General features: G+C 75.0%; 18 protein-coding genes. 12 read left to right on the forward strand and 6 right to left on the reverse strand.

The features are described 5' to 3' along the window. Positions 1 to 87 precede the first annotated feature (87 nt). Positions 88 to 810, reverse strand: coding sequence for a class I SAM-dependent methyltransferase (locus tag FHU37_RS22655; protein WP_246451330.1), 723 nt, complete (start codon positions 808 to 810; stop codon positions 88 to 90). A 659-nt stretch (positions 811 to 1,469) separates the two neighbouring features. Here FHU37_RS22655 and mshA point away from each other — a divergent pair. Further along, positions 1,470 to 2,777, forward strand: coding sequence for a D-inositol-3-phosphate glycosyltransferase (gene mshA / locus FHU37_RS22660; RefSeq protein WP_312892803.1), 1,308 nt, complete (start codon positions 1,470 to 1,472; stop codon positions 2,775 to 2,777). 322 nt (positions 2,778 to 3,099) lie between these two features. Here the strand turns inward: mshA and FHU37_RS22665 are convergent, their stop codons facing one another. After that, on the reverse strand, positions 3,100 to 4,632 hold the full coding sequence (locus tag FHU37_RS22665) for an MFS transporter (protein ID WP_179816538.1): 1,533 nt from the start codon (positions 4,630 to 4,632) through the stop codon (positions 3,100 to 3,102). 67 nt (positions 4,633 to 4,699) lie between these two features. Between FHU37_RS22665 and FHU37_RS22670 the strand changes: the two genes are divergently transcribed. From FHU37_RS22670 to FHU37_RS22680, 3 genes are read left to right on the forward strand one after another with little or no spacing between them, the layout of a single operon-like run. After that, the gene (locus FHU37_RS22670) at positions 4,700 to 5,758 is read left to right on the forward strand and encodes an ArsR/SmtB family transcription factor (protein WP_312892804.1); all 1,059 of its coding nucleotides are present in this window, start codon (positions 4,700 to 4,702) and stop codon (positions 5,756 to 5,758) included. A gap of 35 nt (positions 5,759 to 5,793) precedes the next feature. Further along, on the forward strand, positions 5,794 to 6,381 hold the full coding sequence (locus tag FHU37_RS22675) for a type III secretion system chaperone family protein (protein ID WP_179816540.1): 588 nt from the start codon (positions 5,794 to 5,796) through the stop codon (positions 6,379 to 6,381). Positions 6,382 to 6,391: 10 nt separating this feature from the next. Continuing rightward, the gene (locus tag FHU37_RS22680) at positions 6,392 to 7,150 is read left to right on the forward strand and encodes a phosphoglyceromutase (protein ID WP_179816541.1); all 759 of its coding nucleotides are present in this window, start codon (positions 6,392 to 6,394) and stop codon (positions 7,148 to 7,150) included. Between the two features lie 83 nt (positions 7,151 to 7,233). Here the strand turns inward: FHU37_RS22680 and phoU are convergent, their stop codons facing one another. Beyond that, positions 7,234 to 7,896, reverse strand: coding sequence for a phosphate signaling complex protein PhoU (phoU, locus tag FHU37_RS22685; protein WP_179816542.1), 663 nt, complete (start codon positions 7,894 to 7,896; stop codon positions 7,234 to 7,236). A 554-nt stretch (positions 7,897 to 8,450) separates the two neighbouring features. Here phoU and phoR point away from each other — a divergent pair. Both phoR and FHU37_RS22695 read left to right on the forward strand, forming a co-directional pair. Next, positions 8,451 to 9,728, forward strand: a complete 1,278-nt coding sequence (gene phoR / locus FHU37_RS22690) for a two-component system sensor histidine kinase PhoR (protein WP_179816543.1) — start codon at positions 8,451 to 8,453, stop codon at positions 9,726 to 9,728. A gap of 40 nt (positions 9,729 to 9,768) precedes the next feature. Beyond that, positions 9,769 to 10,446, forward strand: coding sequence for a response regulator (locus tag FHU37_RS22695; RefSeq protein WP_179816544.1), 678 nt, complete (start codon positions 9,769 to 9,771; stop codon positions 10,444 to 10,446). A gap of 169 nt (positions 10,447 to 10,615) precedes the next feature. On the opposite strand, the gene FHU37_RS22700 is transcribed toward FHU37_RS22695, so the two are convergent. After that, complete coding sequence (locus FHU37_RS22700) at positions 10,616 to 11,323, reverse strand: copper chaperone PCu(A)C domain-containing protein (RefSeq protein ID WP_179816545.1); 708 nt, start codon at positions 11,321 to 11,323, stop codon at positions 10,616 to 10,618. Between the two features lie 662 nt (positions 11,324 to 11,985). Between FHU37_RS22700 and FHU37_RS22705 the strand changes: the two genes are divergently transcribed. From FHU37_RS22705 to FHU37_RS29150, 6 genes are all read left to right on the forward strand, one after another. Continuing rightward, the gene (locus FHU37_RS22705) at positions 11,986 to 12,468 is read left to right on the forward strand and encodes a CarD family transcriptional regulator (protein WP_031525269.1); all 483 of its coding nucleotides are present in this window, start codon (positions 11,986 to 11,988) and stop codon (positions 12,466 to 12,468) included. A gap of 318 nt (positions 12,469 to 12,786) precedes the next feature. Then, positions 12,787 to 13,512, forward strand: a complete 726-nt coding sequence (ispD, locus tag FHU37_RS22710) for a 2-C-methyl-D-erythritol 4-phosphate cytidylyltransferase (protein WP_179817293.1) — start codon at positions 12,787 to 12,789, stop codon at positions 13,510 to 13,512. Positions 13,513 to 13,936: 424 nt separating this feature from the next. Continuing rightward, positions 13,937 to 14,437, forward strand: coding sequence for a 2-C-methyl-D-erythritol 2,4-cyclodiphosphate synthase (gene ispF / locus FHU37_RS22715; RefSeq protein WP_179817294.1), 501 nt, complete (start codon positions 13,937 to 13,939; stop codon positions 14,435 to 14,437). A gap of 548 nt (positions 14,438 to 14,985) precedes the next feature. Beyond that, on the forward strand, positions 14,986 to 16,413 hold the full coding sequence (gene cysS, locus FHU37_RS22720) for a cysteine--tRNA ligase (protein WP_179816546.1): 1,428 nt from the start codon (positions 14,986 to 14,988) through the stop codon (positions 16,411 to 16,413). Between the two features lie 231 nt (positions 16,414 to 16,644). Beyond that, positions 16,645 to 17,607: a 23S rRNA (guanosine(2251)-2'-O)-methyltransferase RlmB gene (gene rlmB, locus FHU37_RS22725; protein WP_179816547.1), complete on the forward strand. Its 963-nt coding sequence runs from the start codon at positions 16,645 to 16,647 to the stop codon at positions 17,605 to 17,607. A 585-nt stretch (positions 17,608 to 18,192) separates the two neighbouring features. After that, positions 18,193 to 19,764, forward strand: a complete 1,572-nt coding sequence (locus FHU37_RS29150) for a DoxX family protein (protein WP_312892805.1) — start codon at positions 18,193 to 18,195, stop codon at positions 19,762 to 19,764. A gap of 245 nt (positions 19,765 to 20,009) precedes the next feature. On the opposite strand, the gene FHU37_RS22735 is transcribed toward FHU37_RS29150, so the two are convergent. Both FHU37_RS22735 and FHU37_RS22740 read right to left on the reverse strand, forming a co-directional pair. Further along, on the reverse strand, positions 20,010 to 20,396 hold the full coding sequence (locus FHU37_RS22735; protein WP_218904817.1) for a hypothetical protein: 387 nt from the start codon (positions 20,394 to 20,396) through the stop codon (positions 20,010 to 20,012). 171 nt (positions 20,397 to 20,567) lie between these two features. Continuing rightward, positions 20,568 to 21,878 carry a DUF4032 domain-containing protein gene (locus FHU37_RS22740; RefSeq protein WP_179816549.1) on the reverse strand — a complete coding sequence of 437 codons (1,311 nt, stop codon included), beginning with the start codon at positions 21,876 to 21,878 and terminating at the stop codon, positions 20,568 to 20,570. Positions 21,879 to 21,898 lie beyond the last annotated feature (20 nt).

The raw sequence follows: 21,898 nt of genomic DNA on the forward strand, positions 1-21,898 counted from the left end.
CCCTCCGAACGCCGTCCCAAGGCCCTCCGAACACCCTCCGAAGGCCCTCCGCCGCCCCGCGCCGGCCCAGACGGAGCGGCCGGGGCGTCAGCGCGAGGCGAGCGCCTCCCAGGCCACCGTGACCTCGCCCAGCGACCACCGGTCACGGCGGCCGAGCAGGGGCCAGTCGGCCGCCAGCGTGGCCACCGCACGGGCCCACCGCTGCCGCGCGCCGAGCGCCGCGTAGGGGGCCGCGCTGGCCCACGCCCGATCGAAGTCTCTCAGGAAGGAGTGCACCCCCTCCCCCGGCACATTGCGGTGGATCAGCGCCTTCGGCAGGCGTTCGGCCAGGTCAGAGGGGGTTTGCAGGGTGGCCAGGCGTGCGGCGAAAGTCACGCTGACGGGTCCGGCGGGCCGCAGCGCCACCCACACCTGCCGCCGGCCGAGCTCGTCACACGTCCCCTCCACCAGCAGACCATCGGGGGCAAGACGGGCGCACAGCATCGTCCAGACGGCGCGCACCTCCTCCTCCGGGTACTGCCGCAGGACGTTCGCGGCCCGGATCAGCACCGGACGGCGCCCTTCCGGCAGCGGGACCTCGAAGCCGCCGCGCCGGAACGTCAGCCCCTCCCGCTGGTACGGCTGCGCCGCCCGCACCCGCTCCGGCTCTATCTCCAGGCCCACCAGCTCCAGCTCCGGCCGCACCGCGCGCAGCCGCTGGAACAGCTCCACGGCCGTCCAGGCCGCCGCCCCGTAGCCGAGGTCCACGGCGAGCGGCGCGGTGGTGTGGCGGAGCACCGGGCCGTGCACGGCGGCGATCCAGCGGTCCATCCGCCGCAGCCGGTTCGGGTGCGTGGTGCCCCGGGTCACCGTGCCCACCGGACGCCGGCCGGCCGGCGGCAGCCGGCGCTGCCGCGGAACGGTGCCGAGGCGCGAGGCGGCGGCGCCACCGACGGCGGGCGCGGACGGAACCCCCGAGGTGATCGAACTGGACGGATGCGGCGGCATGCCGGAAGGGTAGGCCGTGTGGGTGAACCACCGGCCACCCGCGCGGCCCGCTCGCCCCCGGCTGCCCGGGTGCGGTAGGCCACCCGCCCGCGCTCTGCCGGTGCCCGCGCTGCTCCCGCGCCCGCCGACGCGCCGGCGCACCCTCCGGCGCGCCCGGTGGTCGACGGCCTGGGACGGCGTGGGACGGCCTGGGGCGCCCGCCGGGGCCGGCCGGTCCGTGCGACCGCCGGGCCAGCCGGACGGGCCGGTCCCACCGAGCGGCCGATCCCACCGGAGCGGCCGGTCGCACCGGATCGGCCGAACCCACCGGACCGGGAATCGTTCGACCGGCCCCACGGTTGTACGCCCTGGCCGGAAACCCGTGTGCCCGACAGCGCGGGCCGACGTACCGCACACCAGGAGGAGAACCGGTGAGTCAGCGCGCTGGGCGGGGACCCCGCCGGGGCACCGTCCCCCAGGCGGTTCGGCGTACCACCAGGAGCGTGGGGCGTGCCCGCAGGCCGAGCCGAATAGCCGTCCTCAGCGTGCACACCTCCCCACTGCACCAGCCCGGCACCGGCGACGCCGGCGGGATGAACGTCTACATCGTGGAGCTCTACCGCCACCTCGCGGAGCTCAACATCGAGGTGGAGGTCTTCACCCGGGCCACCGAGGGCGGGCTGCCGCCCTCGGTCGAACTCCACCCGGGCGTCACCGTGCGGCACGTCCAGGCCGGCCCCTACGGCGGCCTCACCAAGGAGGAGCTGCCCGCCCAGCTGTGCGCCTTCACCCACGGCGTGCTCGGCGCGGAAGCCCACCGGCACGCCGGCTACTACGACCTGGTGCACTCCCACTACTGGCTGTCCGGCCAGGTGGGGTGGCTCACCGCGGACCGCTGGGGCGTGCCGCTCGTGCACTCCATGCACACCATGGCCAAGGTCAAGAACGCCCACCTCGCGGAGGGCGACCGCCCCGAGCCGGCGGCACGGGTGATCGGCGAGTCGCAGGTCGTCCTGGCCGCCGACCGGCTCGTCGCCAACACCGCCGGGGAGGCCCGGGAACTCGTCGAGCACTACGACGCCGACCCCGCCCGCACCGCCGTCGTCCACCCCGGCGTCAACCTCGACCTCTTCCAGCCGGCGGACGGCCGTGCCGCCGCCCGCCGCCGCCTCGGACTGCCGGACGACGCCGTCATCCCGCTCTTCGCCGGCCGCATCCAGCCGCTCAAGGCCCCCGACGTGCTGCTGCACGCCGTGGCCCGGCTGCTGCGCGACGACCCCGAACTCCGCTCCCGGCTCGTCGTGCCCGTGGTCGGCGGGCCCAGCGGCAGCGGCATGGACGCGCCCGACGAACTGCACAAGCTCGCCGCCAGGCTGGGCATCTGCGACGTGGTCCGGTTCCAGCGGCCGGTCGGCCAGCAGGAGCTGGCCGACTGGTACCGGGCGGCGACCGTGCTGGTGATGCCCTCCCACAGCGAGTCCTTCGGCCTGGTGGCGGTCGAGGCGCAGGCGTGCGGCACGCCCGTCGCCGCCGCGCGGGTCGGCGGACTGGGGGTGGCGGTGCGCGACGGCGTCTCCGGGGTGCTCGTCGACGGCCACGACCCGGACCGCTGGGCCCGGGCGCTGCACCCCTTCATGGAGAGCCCGGAGCCGCCGCGGGCGATGGCGGAGGCGGCCGTGCGACACGCCGGCGGCTTCGGCTGGCGCGCGGCGGCGGAGGCCATGGCCCGGGTGTACACGGAGGCCGTGGAACGCCGCGCCCGCTGGCACGCCCTCTCACGCGGCAGGGGCGGCCTGAGCGTCGCCCGCTGAAGGGGCGCCTGCCGGGTGGGGGCGGGTTTGCCGCGCGGGCGAGCCGCTCTCGGGGTCTTCAGGGGGCTCGGTGGCCCGGCCCTTCAGGGACGCTCGGTGGCCCGGCTCCTCAGGGACGCTCGTTGGCCTCCAACGCCGCCCAGGGCGGCCCTGGTGGGCCCCCCTGATTCCACGGTCCCATGGTTTTCCGGCGTGGCGGCAGCCCCCATTTCCTCCCTGTGGATAACTCGGTCCGGGGGGATCGGCCCTCCCGCCCCCCCGATCCTCCGGCCCCCACGCCCGGCCCTCCGGGCCCTCGCGGGCCCATCGCCCCGGAGCTCGGTCAGACCCGCCGCGCCCTCACCGGGCGTCCGCCGGCCGCCGGTCCGGTCAGGGCGGCGGCCAGCGGGAAGACGGCGCCGAAGGCCAGCCACGCCCACGCCCCCCACGCCGACAGCGCCGCGCCGACCGCCATCGGCGCCAGCGCGCCGCACGCCTGACCGAACAGCGACCACGCCCCCTGGTACTCGCCCAGCCGCTCCGTCGGCGCCATCCCGAAGGACAGCTCCCACTCGCCCGCCGAGGCCAGCAGCTCTCCGACGGTGATCGCCGCCACGGCCACCAGCAGCGTGCCGGTCATCCACGGCACCGTCATGGCGCCGCTCACCGCCGCCAGCCCGCAGCCGGCCAGGATCGCCCAGCCGGCCCGGCGGAGCGCGCCGACGGCGGCCGGAACCGACTCGGTGCCCCGACTGATCCACACCTGCAGGGTCACCGCCATCAGCGTGTTGACCAGCAGGCAGGCGGAGACCACCCAGGGCGGCACGCCGTCGTGGAGCACCACCCACAGCGGCAGCGCCACGCTGGTCAGCTCTGTGTGCCGGCTCATCAGTCCGCACAGCAGCGCCAGCACCTGGTAGCGGCGGTCCTGCGACACCCGACGCGCTGCCGGGACGGCCTTCCCGGCAGCGCCGGCGGGAACCGCGGTGCCGTCGGGAACACCAGGGGCGGCGGGAACAGCAGGGCCGGCGGGACCGCCAGGCGTGGCCGCGACATCCGAGTCCGATCCCGGCGCGACCGGCGGCTCCGCCGGCTCCGGCGACGTCCGCGGGACGGGTTCGGCGCCCTCGCCCCCGGAGCGGATCCTCCGGGTGCCCGCGCTGTCCGGCAGCCGCAGCAGCACCGCCGTGGCCAGCAGCAGCCCGAGGGCGTTCACCTCGAACAGCAGCCGCTGTGCGGACGGGGACCCGGCGCTGAGCACCACCCCCGCCAGCAGGGCGCCCGCCGCGATGCCGGCGTTGAGCACCGCCCGGTTGTAGGCCCGGGCGGCCACCCGCTGCTCCGGCCCGGCCAGGTGGCCGAGGTAGGCGGCGCGGACCGGGCGGGAGGCGCCCTCCACGATCCCCATGGCCGCGCTGAGCAGCAGCAGGGCGCCGAACGACCCGGCCAGCGGCCAGAGGGCGAACAGGACGGCCTGGAGCACCAGGAGGCCCAGCAGGACCCGTCGGTGCCCGAACCGGTCCGAGAGCACCCCGCCGGGAACGGCCGCGGCCATGCCGGCGAACGCCGAGACGGTCAGCGCCGTGCCGGCCTGCGTGCCCGAGACGCCCACCACCTGCGTGAAGTACAGCACGGCCCCCGCCAGGAAGATCCCGCGCCCGAACGACATCGTCAGCGTCAGCACGGCGTAGCCGCGCAGCGGTCCGGGCGGCGGCAGCAACCGGGCGGGGCCGGCGACGGGGCCGGGCGTGCGGCCGAGGGGCGCGGGACCGGTGGTGCGGCCGGCTGCTTCGGGATCCTCGGGATCCCGGTCCGCGGAGCTTCGCTCGGGGCAGCCAGGGTCGGGCGTGCCCCGGTCGGATGGATGATGGGCCATGGCGGCAGCCAAGCCGCCGCGCCGGAGGCGGCGCACACGTTTTAGCCGGGGACGGAAAGGTGGGGCGGTGATCACCATCCGGTTCGACGCGGAGGACATGGCCGATCTGCGGTTCGCCGTCTCCCCGCTGCACGAGACCGCGGCGAGCCTGTGGGCGCTCGCCGCGCCGGAGCGATTCCCCGCCCATCTGCGCTGGTCACGCGCCGTCCGGGCGAATCCCGGGCCGGTCGACGTGCCGCTGCTGCTCTCCCTGGTCGGCCGCCGGCGGCACCTGCCGGACTTCCTCACCCCCACTCCACTCTCCAACCGGGACGTCTTCGAGGACGAGCTGGACCGGCTGGCCCGGGTGCCGGAGCGGCGCGTCCTGCAGGACCTGCGCGCCGTACACGACACCGGGCTGCCCGAGCGGCTGCGCCGGGCCCTGGACGCCGGCCCGGACGTCTTCCTCGCCCGCCTCGTCGAGCAGCTCGCCGCGCACCACCGGCGCCACCTCGCCCCGCACTGGCCGCGCATCCGGGACGTCCTGGAGGCGGACGTGCGGCACCGCGGGGAGCGGCTGGTCGCGGGCGGCGCGCGGGCGCTGTTCGCCAGCATCCACCCGGCGGTGCGCTGGGAGGGCGCCGCGCTGCTGATCGACAAGCCGAGCCTGGGCGAGATGGAGCGCCGGGTCTGCGGGCGCGGCTGCTGCCTGATGCCGACGCTCTTCGCCCGCTCCGTGCACTTCCCGGTCGACGACGACCAGTCCCCGCTGATCTGCTACCCGGCACGCGGCCTGGGCGCGGTGTGGGCCGCGCCGGTGCCCGAGCCGTCGGTGGAGCTCGGCCGACTGCTGGGCCGGCCGAGGGCGCGGCTGCTGGCGGCGCTGGCGGAGGGGCCGGCCAGCACCACCGAGCTGTCCCGCCGGCTGGGCGTGACCCCCGGCGCCGTCTCCCAGCACCTGGCGGTGCTGCGCTCCGCCGGCCTGGTGGAGGGGCGGCGCAGCGGTCGCAGCGTGCTGTACCGGCCGCTGCGGCTGGGCCGGCTGCTGCTCCAGGCGCACGCCGCCCCGGCCGCGTCCGGCGAGGCCGACCGTCCCGCCCCGGTGTCGGCTGGGCGCCGCCGGACGCCGGGCCCTACTCTCGGGTAACGACGAATCATCGCCGAGGACGGCGGGAGGACGGCATGACCGACAGCGAGCGGCGCCACGCGGCCCGGGTGCTGGCCCAGGCCCTGGACGAGGCGGGCGTGGAGTGGGAGGAAGAGCCCCCCGGCACCTACGTCGCCACCCTCCCCGGCGTCCAGCGGCTGAAGACGACCTGCTCGCTCGTGCTCGGCCGGCACTCGCTCTCGATCAACGCCTTCGTGATGCGCCGCCCGGACGAGAACGCCGACGCGGTGCACCGCTGGATGCTGGAGCGCAACACCCGGCTGTACGGGGTCGCGTTCGCCCTGGACCGGCTCGGCGACGTCTACCTGGTCGGCCGCCTCCCGCTCTCCGCGGTGACCCCGCGCGAGGTGGACCGGCTGCTCGGTTCGGTCCTCGAGACCGCCGACGGCAGCTTCAACCGGCTGCTGGAGATGGGCTTCGCCACGGCCATCCGCAAGGAGTGGAAGTGGCGGGCCGAACACGGAGAGTCGCTGGACAACCTGGCCGCCTTCGCCCACCTCACCCGGCGTCCCGAGGCCCCGGAGCGGCCCGACGACCCCGGCGCAGCACGGCCGGGCGGGATCGACCGGGACCGGGACGAGCCCCGGCGGGGTCTCGACTAGGCTCGGAGCCATGGCGAACGCTCCGTACAAGCTGATCCTGCTCCGCCACGGCGAGAGCGAGTGGAACGCGAAGAACCTCTTCACCGGTTGGGTCGACGTTGACCTCAACGAAAAGGGCGAGAAGGAGGCCGAGCGCGGCGGGCAGCTGCTCGCCGAGGCCGGCCTGCTGCCCGACGTCCTGCACACCTCGTTGCTGCGCCGGGCGATCCGCACCGCCCAGATCGCCCTGGACCGCGCCGACCGCCACTGGATCCCGGTGCGCCGCTCCTGGCGCCTGAACGAGCGCCACTACGGCGCCCTTCAGGGCAAGGACAAGAAGCAGACCCTGGAGGAGTTCGGCGAGGAGCAGTTCATGCTCTGGCGCCGCTCCTACGACGTGCCGCCGCCGGAGCTGTCGGACGGCGCCGAGTTCTCCCAGTCCGACGACCCCCGCTACGCCGCGCTGCCCCCGGAGATCCGGCCGCGCACCGAGTGCCTCAAGGACGTGGTGCACCGGATGCTGCCGTACTGGTACGAGGGCATCGTGCCGGACCTGCTGGACGGCAACACCGTGCTGGTGGCCGCGCACGGCAACTCGCTGCGGGCGCTGGTCAAGCACCTGGACGGCATCTCCGACAAGGACATCGCCGGCCTGAACATCCCCACCGGGATCCCGCTGCTGTACGAGCTGGACGCCGACTTCCGCCCGGTCGTCGAGGGCGGCCGCTACCTGGACCCGGAGGCCGCCGCGGCCTCCATCGAGGCGGTCAAGAACCAGGGCAAGAAGTAGGACCCCCGGCCCCGCGGGGGCCCCACGGGCCCCCTGCCCGCGCCGTGCGCGCGGGCAGGGGGCCCGTCGCCGTACCGGACGGCTCAGGACTCGACGACGAAGTCGTCCGCGTGTTCGCCGGTGACCAGGAAGACCACCCGCTTGGCGACCTCCACCGCGTGGTCGGCGAACCGCTCGTAGTAGCGCCCGCAGAGGGTGACGTCCACCGCCGTCTCGATGCCGTGCTTCCAGCGGCCGTCGATCATGTGCTGGAACAGCTCGCGGTGCAGCAGGTCCATCTGGTCGTCGTCGCCCTCCAGGGTGAGCGCCAGGTCGACGTCGCGGGCGTCGAGCACCTCGGCGGTCTTGAGCATCAGCTCCTTGGCGAGCCGGCCCATGTCGCGGACGATCGGCCGCAGTTCCTGGGGGATCACGGACTCGGGGTAGCGCAGGCGGGTGAGCTTGGCCACGTGCTGGGCCAGGTCGCCGGCGCGCTCCAGGTCGGTGCCCATCCGCAGCGAGGTGACCACCAGGCGCAGGTCGGTGGCCACCGGCTGCTGGCGGGCGAGCAGGGTGATGGCCCGGTTCTCCAGGTCGTGGTGCATGCCGTCCAGGCGCGCGTCCTCGGCGATGATCTGCTCGGCGGTGGGCAGATCGGAGTCGAGGAGGGCGGCGGTGGCCCGCTCCACGGCCTGGGCGGAGAAGCGGGCCATGTCCACCAGGCCTCGCCCGATGCCGGAGAGTTCCTCGTGATAGGCGTTGCGCATGGTCGGCGTCGTCCCTTCTGGCCTGCTGTCGTCGCTGTCGTGGCTGTCGTGGCTGTCGTGGCTGTCGCCGCGGGCGTCGCGGCTCGGGTCTGAGCTGGTCCGGTCTACGGTGGCGCTGGTTCTGATCGGGTTCCGGGCGGGTTCTGAACGGTCCTGCGGCTGTCTTGGAGCGGGTCTGGGCGTTCTCGGAACGGCGGGCGTCGGCGGGCGTCGGTGGCCGCCGGCGGTGGCGGTCCGCGCCGGGAGCTGCCGGCGGCGGGCGGATCGATTCAGCTGGCCCTGGCGCCGGGCCCTGGGGGAGGGTCCCGGTGGTGGCCGCCGGTGGGCCTCCGCGAGGGGACACGACCGCGTCTCCTCCCACTGCACACCGTGAGCGGTGGTCACACAGGGGCAAAAACCGACACGTTACCTCAACGGTATGGGTGCGGTTGGAAGCCAGGCGACTCCCGCAAGGTGAACCATGATGGACGCCAGGGTGAACATTGGGGGCCGATGTCCGAAGGCTCCTGCTTAGGGGGAGGAAAGGGGGATTTGGTTCCGCCTACCCTGGGAGCATGGACCTGAATCTGGCCGCCGCCGCCTCCAGCGCGCTGGTCGGGCTGGGCACCGGCGTGGTGGCCACCCTGGCCTTCCGCTGGAGCGAACGCGAACAGCGTGGCGGCGCCCCCGGCACCCCGCCGCGGGGCGAGGCACCGCTGCCGCCCGGGGTGGACACCGTGCTGTCGGTGCTCAGGTCCTCCGCCGTCGTCCTCGACGAGTCCGACGCCGTCGTCAAGGCCAGCCCGGCGGCCTACGCCCTCGGACTGGTGCGCGGCGGCCGACTGGCCGTCGACGAACTGCTGCACGTCGCCCGGGAGACCCGGCGGGACGGCGAGATCCGCCAGGTCGAACTGGAGTTGCCCTCCGGAGGCGGCAAGTCCGACGGCCTCGCGGTCTCCGCCCGGATCGCCCCCATAGGCTCCCGGCTGATCCTGCTGCTGGTCGACGACCGCACCGAGGCCCGCCGGATCGAGGCGATCCGGCGCGACTTCGTGGCGAACGTCAGCCACGAACTCAAGACGCCCGTGGGCGCCCTCGCCCTGCTCTCCGAGGCGGTGCTGGACGCCAGCGACGACCCGCCGGCCATCCGCCGGTTCGCCGGCCGGATGCAGATCGAGGCCACCCGCCTGACCAACCTGGTGCAGGAGCTCATCGACCTGTCCCGGGTGCAGAACGACGACCCGTTCGAGGACACCGAACCCGTCGCGGTCGACGAGCTCATCGCCGAGGCGGTGGACCGCTGCCGGCACCAGGCGTCCGCCAAGGAGATCACCTTCGTCACCGGCGGCACCTCCGACCTCTACCTGATGGGCAACCGGGGCCAGCTGGTCGCCGCGCTCGGCAACCTCGTCGAGAACGCGGTCAACTACAGCCCGGACCGCACCCGGGTGGGCGTCGCCGCCCGCCCCGCGCCCGACACCGAGGGCCGGCAGATCGAGATCTCCGTCACCGACCAGGGCATCGGCATCCCCGAGCGGGACCGGGAGCGGATCTTCGAACGCTTCTACCGCATCGACCCGGCCCGCTCCCGGGCGACCGGCGGCACCGGCCTGGGTCTGTCCATCGTCAAACACGTCGCGGCCTCCCACGGGGGAGAGGTCACGGTGTGGAGCGTGGAGGGCCAGGGCTCCACGTTCACCCTGCGGCTGCCAGCCGCACAGCCGTCCCGCGACCGGCCGCGGGAGAGCGTGGAGCCGCCGACGCCCGACGGCGCGCCGGCGCCCCACCACACCGATCCCGACAGCGCACCCGGCCACGACGGCGTGGCCCCCCGCGCTACCCGTCCGGCCTGATGCCGCAGGCGGAATCACGCCTTTCCCGGAGGTTCCACCCGTGACCCGTGTTCTGGTCGTCGAGGACGAGGAGTCCTTCAGCGACGCGCTCTCCTACATGCTCCGCAAGGAGGGCTTCGAGGTGGCCCAGGCCACCTCCGGCCCGGACGCCCTGGAGCAGTTCGAGCGCAGCGGTGCCGACCTGGTGCTGCTCGACCTGATGCTGCCGGGCATTCCCGGCACCGAGGTGTGCCGGCAGCTCCGCGCCACCTCCAACGTCCCGGTGATCATGGTCACCGCGAAGGACAGCGAGATCGACAAGGTCGTCGGCCTGGAGATCGGCGCCGACGACTACGTCACCAAGCCCTACTCCAGCCGCGAGCTCGTCGCCCGGATACGGGCCGTGCTGCGCCGCAACGGCGACGACGAGGGCGGCTCGGTCACCCTGGAGGCCGGGCCGGTGCGGATGGACGTCGACCGGCACCGGGTGACGGTGGCAGGCCGGGAGATCGACCTGCCGCTGAAGGAGTTCGACCTGCTGGAGATGCTGCTGCGCAACGCCGGCCGGGTGCTCACCCGCATGCAGCTGATAGACCGCGTGTGGGGCGCCGACTACGTGGGCGACACCAAGACCCTGGACGTGCACGTCAAGCGGCTGCGGGCGAAGATCGAGCCGGACCCGAGCGCGCCGCGCTACCTGGTCACCGTGCGCGGTCTGGGCTACAAGTTCGAGAGCTAGCGGTCGGTGCCCGGGGCCCCGCCCCGGCGTCCACGTCCGTGGTCGGAACGGCGGCGGGGGAGGACCATCCGTTCGATGGTCCTCCCCCGCCGCCGTTCGTCTGCCCGCCGTCCGACCGCCCCCGCGGGGGTGGCCGGACGGCGCGGCGGTGGCGTGGTTCCCCGGGCCGTCAGTGCCCGGCCTCGGCGCCCTCGGCGTCCGAGGCGGCCCCGGAGGCGGAGGACGAGGCGGAGGACGAGGCGGAGGCGGAGGCCGACGCCCCGGCCTGGTCCGCGGCGCCCTCCCCGGCCTCGGCGGACTCGCCGGCGGCGGGGGACGTGCTGGCCGCGGGGGAGGCGGCCGGCGAGGCGGTGGGGGAGGCCGTGGGGGTGGGGGCGACGTCGGCGTACAGGCCCTCGCCCTCGTACACGGCCGCCTGCAGCATCGTTTCGCCCTGCTCGGCGAAGCGGAAGGTCACGTCGTGGAAGCTGCCCGGCTCCACGGCGGTGCCGGCGGGGGCCAGCGCCTGGGCGTTGCCCTCCCCGCCGAACTGGACCTGGCCGTTCGGCGCGACGGTGACCTCGGTGGCGGTCGCGCCGGACTCGTCGGCGGCCGGCAGCAGCTGCACCGGGGTGGCCGCGCCGTCCAGCGTGATCGACTCCAGCACCGCCGGCTCGGCGCCGGTGTTGGTGATCGACCCGGTCACCGCGGCGGTGCCGTCCTCGCCCACCACCACGGCCACGTTCTGGATCCTCAGGGCGCCGAGGTCCGTGGTGGCGTTGTCCGGCTTGATCTGCAGGGTGTCCGCGTCGGTCCCGGCGGCGCAGGCCGCGGCGAGGGGCAGGGACGCGAGGGTGAGGGCGGCGGCGAGGGCGCCGCGTCGAAGGCTGCGGCTCACGGCGGCGGCAACTCCTTGGACGGCTGGGAGCACGGGCCCCTCCTGCCCGTCGGGCCCCGCTGCCCGAGGGCCGTGGGGGGAGGGTGAGGAGGGAGGGACGGGCCAAGGTTATCCAGGCGGTTTCTCGGCGCCGCACCGGGTCGCCCGGGATCCCGCCGAACCGGGGAGCGGTCTGCGGCCGTTCGCGCCGCGAACGGGGCGATGGGTGGCTCCGGCGCCGGCTCGGTTCGTCCTGTTCCGGCCGTCCGAATCGCCCGGTGTCGTCCGGTGGCATCCCGTCTCGTCCTGCGCGCCGCGGCCGACCGGATGTCGTTGTCCGAGGTCCGGCGGTAGCTGATCGGCCGGATTGGCCGCGACGCGGTCGCTGATCGGCTACGGATCGATTGCGGATCGGCTGCGGATCGGCTCTGCCCACCCGCTGGGCGGCCTGCGGATCCCCTCTGGATCCGGCCGTGACCGGCCACGAGTGCGCCGGTCAGGGCCGTGGGCGGGACGATTTGCCGGGCGGTTCGGGGCTGTCGTAAAGACTGGACAAATCGGGCGCACAGCATGTTCGAGGGTCCGTTGTCAAGCCCTGGAATCTGCCCTGACCTGCGAAAACGTCACCGGGATGGGGGCATTTCCGTGTTATTCTGGATAGCCACGGAAGGGGTACCTGTCACATGACGTTCAAGGTTGGCGACACCGTGGTCTACCCCCATCACGGGGCCGCGCTGATCGAAGCGATCGAGATTCGCCAGATCAAAGGCGTGGACAAGACCTACTTGGTGCTGAAGGTCGCCCAGGGTGACCTTACCGTTCGCGTGCCCGCTGACAACGCGGAATTCGTGGGCGTACGCGACGTGGTCGGTCAGGACGGCCTGGACCGAGTCTTCGAGGTGCTGCGGGCACCGTACACCGAAGAGCCCACCAACTGGTCACGACGTTACAAGGCGAATCTGGAGAAGCTCGCGTCGGGTGACGTGATCAAGGTCGCCGAGGTCGTGCGCGACCTGTGGCGTCGCGAGCGCGAGCGGGGCCTGTCCGCCGGCGAGAAGCGCATGCTCGCCAAGGCGCGGCAGATCCTGGTCAGCGAGCTGGCGCTGGCCGAGAACACCAACGAGGACAAGGCCGAGGCGCTGCTCGACGAGGTCCTGGCCTCCTGAGGCCAACCTGGGCGTCGTCGGGCCTGGCGAGAGCCTCCTGAGACCCCGGCCATCCGGGCAAGTCCCCGACCGTCAACGCCGGTCGGCCGCTTGCCGGAGCCGGTGCACGTCACCGCCGCGGTGGCGACCCGACCCGCTGTCGGTGAGTCGGGTCGCCACCGCGGCGGTCCCGCACGCCCCGTTAGGGCGTAGGGTCGCCACAGTGGTGAACATCTCCCACAGGTGTGCCCGTGTGGCGGCCGCGAGCGGGTGTGGCTGTCGCGCGCGGGCACTCCAGACCCCCGCCCGTACGCAACACGCACGACTCGAGGAACCAAGCTGAACGCAGCAGCCGTCGTCCCCGCCGCCGGACGGGGCGAACGACTCGGACCCGGAACCCCCAAGGCCCTGCGCGAGCTCGGCGGTGTACCGATCCTGGTGCACGCGGTGCGCGCGCTGCTCAGCGCCCGTGCGGTGAGCCTCGTCGTGGTGGCCGCGCCGCCGGACGGGGTCGCCGGGGTGCGCACCCTGCTCCGCGACCACGGCCTGCGCGGCAAGGAGGTCACCGTCGTCGCCGGCGGGGCCAACCGGCAGGAGTCCGTCCGCCTGGCGCTGGAGGCCGTCCCGGCGGACATCGAGATCATCCTGGTGCACGACGCCGCGCGCCCGCTCGTTCCGGTGGACCTGGTGGACGCGGTGGCAGGAGCCGTCCGGGACGGCGCCGAGGCGGTCGTCCCCGGCATCCGCCCCGCCGACACGCTCAAGCAGGTCCGTTCCGCCGCGCCGGGCGCGCCCGAACCGGTCGTCGCCACGCCGAACCGGGACACCCTGCGGGCGGTGCAGACCCCGCAGGGGTTCCGCCGCGAGGTGCTGGAGGAGGCCCATCGCGCGGCCCTGGAGTCCGGCGGCGAGGTGGCCACCGACGACGCGGGCCTGGTGGAGCGGCTCGGCCGTGAGGTCGTGGTGGTGCCGGGGGCGGAGGAGGCCTTCAAGGTGACCCGCCCGCTGGACCTCGTCCTCGCGGAGGCGGTCCTGGTGCGCCGGAGGGCCGCCGATGGCTTCTGACACCGGCCGGGCCGGGCACACCGGCGACCGGGGGGCCGCTGACGGTCGTCCCGTGGACGCCCCTGCCGTGGACGCCCGTCCCGTGGACGCTCGTCCCATGGGCGGTGGGGCCGGCGGTCGCGACGGGAGTGCCCCGAAGAGTCCGACGGGCCCGACGGGTCCGACCGGCCGGGTGGGTTCGGCAAGCGGAGGATCCGCCTCCGGTCTGCGGGTCTTCCCCCGAGTGCGCACCACGCCGCCCGCCCCTACCGCGGCCGACGCTCGGGTCTCGTCCGACGCCCAGGCGCCGTCCGATCTGCGGCCTCCGTCCGACGCCGTGCCGCCCCGGGGCGGACGTCCGGCGGTCGACGCGCTGGGTGTCGTTCCCGTCGTCCCGGCCGAGCACGCCGCGGCCCCTGCGCCGCGGGAGGCGACGCCGCCGCGACTGCCCCGGGTGGGCGTCGGCACGGACGTGCACGCCTTCGAGGAGGGCCGCGAACTGTGGGTGGCGGGCCTGTGCTGGCCCGACTCGCGGTATGGGCTGGCCGGCCACTCCGACGGTGACGTCGCCGCCCACGCGGCCTGCGACGCGCTCTTCTCGGCGGCCGGCCTCGGCGACCTCGGCGCCCACTTCGGCACCAGCCGCCCCGAGTGGGCGGGCGCCTCCGGCGTGACGCTGCTCGCCGAGGCGGCGGCGATCGTCCGGCGGGCGGGGTTCACCATCGGGAACGTGGCGATCCAGGTGATCGGCGTGCGCCCGAAGATCGGCACCCGTCGGGCGGAGGCGGAGGCGGCCCTGGCCGCGGCCGTCGGCGCGCCGGTGTCCGTCTCCGGCACCACGACGGACGGCCTGGGCCTGACCGGCCGCGCGGAGGGGCTGGCCGCCATCGCCACCGCCATGGTCATCGCCACCGAGCCGACCCCCGACGCCCGCCCCCACCCGTAGCCGCCCCCCTGCCGCCCCGCGGCCCCAGGGCTCAGGACTCTCGGAGTTTCGGAGCTCTCGGGGCTCTCGGGGCTCTCGGGGCGGCGGCGGGTGGGGACTCGTGGCCTCGGGGCCGGGGGAGGCCTGGAGGCTCGTGGCCTGGGAGGCCTGAAGGGCTGAGGCCCGACGCCAGGGACATGCCAGGCGTTTCCGCCCAAACCCCCCATCGGCCTGGGGGGACCCCCTTTCTTCAGGATCCCATGCGGCGGCAACCCGGCGCAGCCCCCCATCCACAGCCTGTGGATAACTTCCGCCCGCCTCGCCCGGCCCACCCCCAGACCCGGCCACACCCCCAGACCTGGCCAGCCCTCGCCCCGACCCCGGCCAACCCCGCCCCCGCCCCCCAGAGCCGGCCAGCCCCCGCCCCCAGGCCCAACCCAACCCGCCCCCAGAGCCGGCCAGCCCTGCCCCAGGCCGGGCCAGCCCCGCCCCACCACCCCCAACCCACCCCCCACCACACTGACGGCGGGTCAGTACAATCCCCGGCGCCCGGCCACTACCCTGGTTCCGTGAGCATTCGCCTGTACGACACCGCAAGCCGCCAGGTCCGTGAGTTCGCCCCGCTCGTCCCGGGGTGCGTCTCCATCTACCTGTGCGGTGCGACCGTGCAGGCCCCGCCGCACATCGGCCACATCCGCAGCGGCCTGAACTTCGACATCATGCGGCGCTGGTTCGAGCACCGCGGCTACCGGGTCACCTTCTGCCGCAATGTCACCGACGTCGACGACAAGATCATCGGCAAGAGCGCGGAGACGGGCGAGCCGTGGTGGGCCATCGGCTACGCCAACGAGCGGGCGTTCAACGCCGCCTACGACGCGCTCGGCTGCCTCCCGCCCAGCGTCGAGCCCCGCGCCACCGGCCACGTCACCCAGATGGTCGAGATGATGCAGGAGCTGATCGATCGCGGTCACGCCTACGCCGCCGAGGGCAGCGTCTACTTCGACGTGCGCTCCTTCCCCGAGTACCTCGCGCTGTCCCGGCAGGAGCTGGAGAGCCTGCGCCAGCCGTCCGGGGAGGGGGAGCTGGGCAAGCGCGATCCGCGCGACTTCGCCCTGTGGAAGGCGGCCCGCCCCGGCGAGCCGAGCTGGCCCACCCCCTGGGGGCGCGGCCGGCCGGGCTGGCACCTGGAGTGCTCCGCGATGGCCCGCGCCTACCTCGGCCCGCGGTTCGACATCCACGGCGGCGGCATCGACCTGATCTTCCCGCACCACGAGAACGAGCTGGCGCAGTCCCGGGCGGCCGGCGACGGCTTCGCCAACTACTGGGTGCACAACGCCTGGGTCACCCTCTCCGGCGAGAAGATGAGCAAGTCGCTGGGCAACTCGGTGCTGGTCTCCGAGATGGTCCGGCGCTGGCGGCCGATCGTGCTGCGCTACTACCTCGCCGCCGCGCACTACCGCTCCATGATCGAGTACAGCGAGGAGGCGCTGCGCGAGGCCGAGGCGGCCTTCGAGCGCATCGAGGGGTTCGTGCGGCGCACCGTGGAGCTGGTCGGCGACGCGGCGGTCGAGCAGACCTCCGGCGGCCAGGTGCCCCAGGCGTTCGCCGAGGCGATGGACGACGACTTCTCCGTCCCGCAGGCCCTCGCCGTGGTGCACGGCACGCTCCGCCAGGGCAACGCCGCCCTGGCCGGGGACGACAAGGAGGTCGCGCTGGCCCGTCTGGCCGAGCTGCGTGCCATGCTGGGAGTGCTCGGGCTGGATCCGCTGGACGCGCACTGGGCCGGCGGCGAGGCCGCGCAGGCCGAGGCGGCGGCGCTCGCCGGCGTCGTGGACGGCCTGGTCGCCCTGGTGCTGGAGCAGCGGCAGGCGGCGCGGGCCCGCAAGGACTACGCGACGGCGGACGCCATCCGGGAGCGGCTCCTCGAGGCCGGCCTCACCATCGAGGACAGCCCCACCGGGAGCCGCTGGTCGCTGGGCCAGCCCCGCTCCAGCTGAACGCTCCGGCCGGGCCCCCCGGCTGAACGCGCCGGCTGGGCGGCGGCGCGCACCCGCGCGTGACGCCAGCGGGAGTACGACACCGACGACGGCGGGCCGCCCGGCCCACGGCGTCCAGGGGCCGCGAGGTCCACGGCGTCCACGGGTCCCCCGGGGCCCGCGGACCGGCAGCCCCGGCCGGTGAGCGGCCGGGGCCGAAAACGTTGAGACGTTGAAGGGACACCACCACCCATGGCCGGCAACAGCCAGCGGAGGAACCGCCGCAACCCTGGTTCCAAGAAGGGTGCGACGATCGGCACCGGTGGCCACGGCCGCAAGGCCCTGCGCGGCAAGGGGCCGACCCCGCCCGCCGAGATGCGCACGGGTCACCCGGCCAAGCGCCGCGCCGAGGCGGCGGCCAAGCGGGCGCAGACCCGTTCCGGGGGCGGCGCGCGCCGTCCGGCCGGCCGGGGCGGACGCGGCACCAGCGAGCTGGTCGTCGGCCGCAACCCGGTGGTCGAGGCGCTCCGCGCCGGCGTGCCGGCGGCCCGGCTGTACGTCGCGCAGTTCATCGACAGCGACGACCGGGTGCGCGAGGCGCTGAAGCTGGCCCTGGACCGCCAGGTGCCGCTGATGGAGGCGCCGCGCCCGGAGCTGGACCGGATGACCAACGGCCTGAACCACCAGGGCATCGTCCTGCAGGTGCCGGAGTACGAGTACGCGCACCCGGACGACCTGCCGGAGCACGCCTTCGAGGCGGGCGAGGAGCCGCTGATCGTGGCGCTCGACGGCGTCACCGACCCGCGCAACCTGGGCGCGGTGGTCCGTTCGGTGGCGGCCTTCGGCGGCCACGGGGTGGTGGTGCCGGAGCGGCGCGCCGCCGGGATGACGGCGGGGGCGTGGAAGACCTCCGCGGGCACGGCGGCACGCGTCCCGGTGGCCCGTGCCACCAACCTCACCCGTGCCCTGGAGGGCTACCAGAAGGCCGGCTTCACCGTGGTCGGGCTGGCGGCGGACGGCGACACCGAGCTGACCGAGCTGGACGTGTCCGGCCCGCTGGTCGTGGTGGTCGGCTCGGAGGGCAAGGGGCTGTCCCGGCTGGTCGGCGAGACCTGCGACCTCACGGTCCGGATTCCGATCTCGTCCGCGGCGGAGTCGCTGAACGCCGGTGTGGCCGCCGGCATCACCCTCTACGAGATCGCCCGCCGCCGCTGAGCTGAGCCCGAGCCGCCCCCGAGCCGCCCCTGGGCCCGCCTGGACCCGGCCTGGGCCCCGCTGACCCCACTCACCCCCGCCACCCGCCGGACGTTCCGCCGGGTGGCGGGGGTCGGCCGTCCCCGGAACGAAGCCGGCGCCGTCCGAAGCACCCGAACGCAGTGTCCTTCCGGCGGGTTACTCGGTTAGTGAAGTGTGGACATCAGAACACCCACCCGCCCAGCAGGGGGGCGTGCCGGAGCGATAGGGGGCCGGTCTCTCGGCGGGCACAGCGAGCCCGCGGGACCGAGCGCCGTCGTCGTCCCGTCCGACCCGGCGAGTCTGAACAGCACGGCGGCCAGCTTCCGGGTTCGCCTCGGCGTCTCGGGGGCGCCGAGTCGTGCCGGGAGCGGCACGCCGGTCGGCGGCACGCGATCGGGCAGACAGCTGCGCCTGGCCACGGCCGCCCCCGCCGGCCTGCCGCCGATCCCGCAGGCGCCGACCGGTGCCCCCGCCGCCTCCGGGACGGCGGGTGGCGCCGGGGCCCCGTCGGGTGCCGGCGCCGGCGGAGCGTCCACCCCCTCCATCCCCGCCACGGTCCGTCCGGTGGCGGTGCGCCGTTCGTCCCCGGTGGCGCTGGCACCCGGCGTGAACCCCGGCGTGAACCCCGGTGTCGGGGCCGGTGCGGGTGCCGGCGCCGGCGGCCCGGCGGCGACCCCGGCGGGCCTGGGCGCGGACGCCGCGGCGGGCGCGGTCACGGCCGTGCTGCCCCGGGTCGAGGAGACCGCCGCGCTGCCGGCGCAGTGGAACGGCGGCCGGCGCACCGGTACCACCGGTACCACCGGCACCACCGGTACCACCGGCACCGGCGCGGCCGGCGGCGCGGGCGGTCGTGGAGCGCTCGGCCACGGCCAGGGCGGCCGCGGCCGGGACCTGGCGGAGACCCAGCCGATCGGCGTGCTCGGCGGCGCCGCGGACGGCCAGGGCCCGGACGGCGTGCCGCCCGGCGACGTGCGGCACGCCTGGTACCCCGGCCGGCGGATGAACCTCGGCGTGGTGCTGCTGCCGCTGCGGCTGCTGATCGGCGCCATCACGCTCTCCGCGGGCCTGGGCAAGCTCACCAACCCGCTGTACTTCGACGGCAGCGAGGCCGGCTCGCTGTCGCACTGGCTGGACACGCTCACCCCGTGGACGGTCGCCGCCCCGCTGCACGAGTTCGCCGTGACCCACCCGGTGGGCGCTGGACTCACCGTGGCGTTCCTGCAGGTCATCATCGGGATGCTGACGCTGCTCGGGCTGTGGCAGCGGCTGTCCGCCGCGGTGGGGATGCTGCTCTCGGCGGCCCTGCTGGTGACCGTCTCCTGGCGCACCGTGCCGGTCTACGAGACGCCGGACATCATGCTGCTGGCGGCCTGGAGCCCGCTGCTGGTGGCCGGCGCGCCGGTGTACTCGCTGGACGCCTGGGTGGTCGGCGAGGCGTGGCGGAAGCTGGGCGGCCGGGTGCCGATCAGCCGGCTGCGCGGCCGGGTGTTCCGGCGCACCGGGGTGATGGTGACGATGGTGGTGGGCCTGGCGCTGATGCTGGGCGCCTGCCTGGGGTCGGCCACGCGCCCGGAGGAGCCGCTGCCGCCGCTGCCCGGTTCCACCCCGGGCCAGCAGCCGTCGAGTGGGCCGAGCCCCGAACCGAGCGGTTCACCGGAGGCCGACGCCACCGAGGGGGACGCCGCCGAGCCGTCCGGGGAGGCCTCCGACCCGGCCGACGCCCCCGAGGCCGGCGTGCCGCGGGACGCCTCGGCGGACTCGGCGGACGACGCCGCCGACGAGTCGGGCGCCGGCTCCTCCGACACGCTCCCGGAGGACTCCGGAGCGGGCGAGGCCCCGGCCGAGACGGTGGAGGACGGCTCCGTGGGCGGCACGGCGCCGGACGCCCCGGCGGCCGGCACGGACTCGGGCGGTGGCGGCGAGCCGGCCGAGGAACCGGCCCCGCCCGCCGAGCCGCCGGCCCGGCCGGAGCCGCCCACGTGGCAGCAGGCGCCGCAGGAGCCCGCCGCGCCCCCGGCGGAGCCGGAGCCCGAGGAGCCGCCGGCCCCGCAGGGCGCCCTGGGCGGCATCCTGGGCAGCGGCGCCAACGGCGCCCTCCTGGGCAGCGGCGCGCGCCCCCCGCAGCCGGCGGTCTGAGCCACCGGCGTCCACCACGGGCGGGGCCGGCGCTCCTCCTCCCCGGAGGAGCGCCGGCCCCGCCCGCGTCATGCCCCCACCGCGAGGTGCCACGCACCGTGAAGGGGCGCCACTGGCCGGGGGCCCACACACTGCTGAGGCCCGGCGGATGACCGCCGGGCCTCGGGTGCTGACCTGTTCCGTTGTTCCGTCACGGGGTTTGGTGTCGTCCGCCCCGACCGGACGCTCCACGGGCCGCACGCGACTCAGCGCGCGGTGGAGACCCCGGAGGCGAAGGACTCGTCGCACACCGGCCGGGCGAAGGCACGCGCCTTCTCCAGGTTGCCCTTGTACTTCTCGACCGCCGCGCGGCCGAGTTCCTTGGCGATGCCGGTGCAGTACTGGGTGAGCGAGGGCCGCTCCCGCATGGCCTGGGCCAGGCCGTCGAGGGCGACCCCCGGGTCGTTCTCCCACAGCTCGGCGAGCAGGTGCCTGCGCAGCTGCTGCTGTGGCGGTTCCTCGGCGGCGTCGGAGGAGCCGGTCGGGCCGAGGAGTTGGGAGTCCGCGCCGCCGGCCCAGCGGACCTGGGTGACGGCGAGCGTGCCGGTCATCACCATGACGACGGGCAGGACGAGGGCGAGAGTTCTGGCCATACGGCGCGCTGCGAGCTTCACGCCGACGATGGTAGCGATGGGTACTCATTTGGCGACAATCCGTCACTCGAAGGAGTGGTGACGGTGTGTCGGGATTGACGCGCGGCCGTCAGTCGTCGCCCCGCTGCCGTGTCAGCCGTCAGCCGCCGTCCCCCGGCCCTCGGCCGTCCGTCAGCCGTCCTCCTCCTCGCCCCGACGCCGACCGGTGGTGTGCTCGTCCTCCGGCCGGTGGTGCGGGTCGCCGTCCTGCTCCGGGTCCAGCTCCGCGTCCGGGTCCGGGATGAACGCCAGCACCGCCCGCACGTAGTCCTCCGCCGCCGCCACCAGCGTCACGTCCTGCTCGCGCTGCTCCGACAGGTACCAGCGGTGCTCCAGGATCTCGTGGAAGATCTGCGCCGGCTCCATCCGGTTGCGCAGCGGCCTCGGCACCTGGCGCACCGTCGGCCGGAACACCTCGCGCAGCCACCGGTGCGCGACGACCTCCTGGCTGGCGCTGAGCGGGTCCTCCGGGTCGTAGTCATCCTGGGCGGCCATGTAGGTCTCCAGGTCGTTGAGCAGCCGCCGCGCCTGGTTCTCCTCCACGTCGAGCCCGGTGAGCCGCAGCAGCTGCCGGGTGTGGTGGCCGGCGTCCACGACCTTGGGCAGGATGGTCACCTTGTCGCCGCCGGGGGAGCGCTCGATCTGCAGCTCCGCGACGTCGAACCCGAGGTCGTTGAGGCGCCGGATGCGCGCGTCGATCCGGTGGCGCTCGGCCGACGGGTACACCGAGGGCCGGGTCAGCTCCTTCCACAGCGAGCAGTAGCGGTCGACGATCTCCTCGCCCAGGCGGATCGCGTCGATCGAGGGGTGCAGGAAGCCACCGGCGTCGAGGTCGAGCAGCTCGCCGGCGATGTTCACCCGGGCGATCTCGATGTCGTAGTCGCGCTGCCCGTCGGAGAGCTGCGGCCGCAGCGTGCCGGTCTCGGCGTCCACCAGGTAGGCGGCGAAGGCGCCGGCGTCCCGGCGGAACAGCGTGTTGGACAGCGAGCAGTCGCCCCAGGCGAACCCCACCAGGTGCAGCCGGACCAGCAGCACGGCCAGGGCGTCCAGCAGTCGGCTGATGGTGCCCGGGCGCATCGTCGTCTCGAACATCGCCCGGTAGGGCATGGAGGCGCGCAGGTGCTTGGTGATCAGGACGGGTTCCAGCTCCTCGCCCTGGGCGTCACGGCGTCCGGTGACGATGGCCACCGGCTCCACGGCGGGCACGTCCAGCCGGGCGAGGTCGCGCAGCAGCTCGTACTCGCGCCAGGCCGCGTGCTCGCCGACCTCCTTCAGCGCGTACACCTGGCCGCCGACGCGGGTGAACCGCACCACGTGGCGGGAGATGCCGCGGGGGAGGGCCACCAGGTGCTCGGTGGGCCACTCCTCCAGGGGGACGTCCCAGGGCAGGTCGAGGAGGATCGCCGGCTGCTCCGGCGACGCCGCGGTGATCTTGAGGTCCATGTCGGGTCCAGGGCAGGCGG

The sequence above is a fragment of the Allostreptomyces psammosilenae genome (assembly GCF_013407765.1).
In the GTDB taxonomy this organism is placed as follows: domain Bacteria; phylum Actinomycetota; class Actinomycetes; order Streptomycetales; family Streptomycetaceae; genus Allostreptomyces; species Allostreptomyces psammosilenae.

Bases quoted from the DNA above. Each gene is read 5' to 3' on its own strand.
- FHU37_RS22655 (WP_246451330.1), bottom strand. From the start codon at position 810: ATGGACCGCTGGATCGCCGCCGTGCACGGCCCGGTGCTCCGCCACACC.
- FHU37_RS22665 (WP_179816538.1), bottom strand. From the start codon at position 4,632: ATGGCCCATCATCCATCCGACCGGGGCACGCCCGACCCTGGCTGCCCC.
- FHU37_RS22675 (WP_179816540.1), top strand. From the start codon at position 5,794: ATGACCGACAGCGAGCGGCGCCACGCGGCCCGGGTGCTGGCCCAGGCC.
- FHU37_RS22680 (WP_179816541.1), top strand. From the start codon at position 6,392: ATGGCGAACGCTCCGTACAAGCTGATCCTGCTCCGCCACGGCGAGAGC.
- phoU (WP_179816542.1), bottom strand. From the start codon at position 7,896: ATGCGCAACGCCTATCACGAGGAACTCTCCGGCATCGGGCGAGGCCTG.
- phoR (WP_179816543.1), top strand. From the start codon at position 8,451: ATGGACCTGAATCTGGCCGCCGCCGCCTCCAGCGCGCTGGTCGGGCTG.
- FHU37_RS22705 (WP_031525269.1), top strand. From the start codon at position 11,986: ATGACGTTCAAGGTTGGCGACACCGTGGTCTACCCCCATCACGGGGCC.
- rlmB (WP_179816547.1), top strand. From the start codon at position 16,645: ATGGCCGGCAACAGCCAGCGGAGGAACCGCCGCAACCCTGGTTCCAAG.
- FHU37_RS22735 (WP_218904817.1), bottom strand. From the start codon at position 20,396: ATGGCCAGAACTCTCGCCCTCGTCCTGCCCGTCGTCATGGTGATGACC.
- FHU37_RS22740 (WP_179816549.1), bottom strand. From the start codon at position 21,878: ATGGACCTCAAGATCACCGCGGCGTCGCCGGAGCAGCCGGCGATCCTC.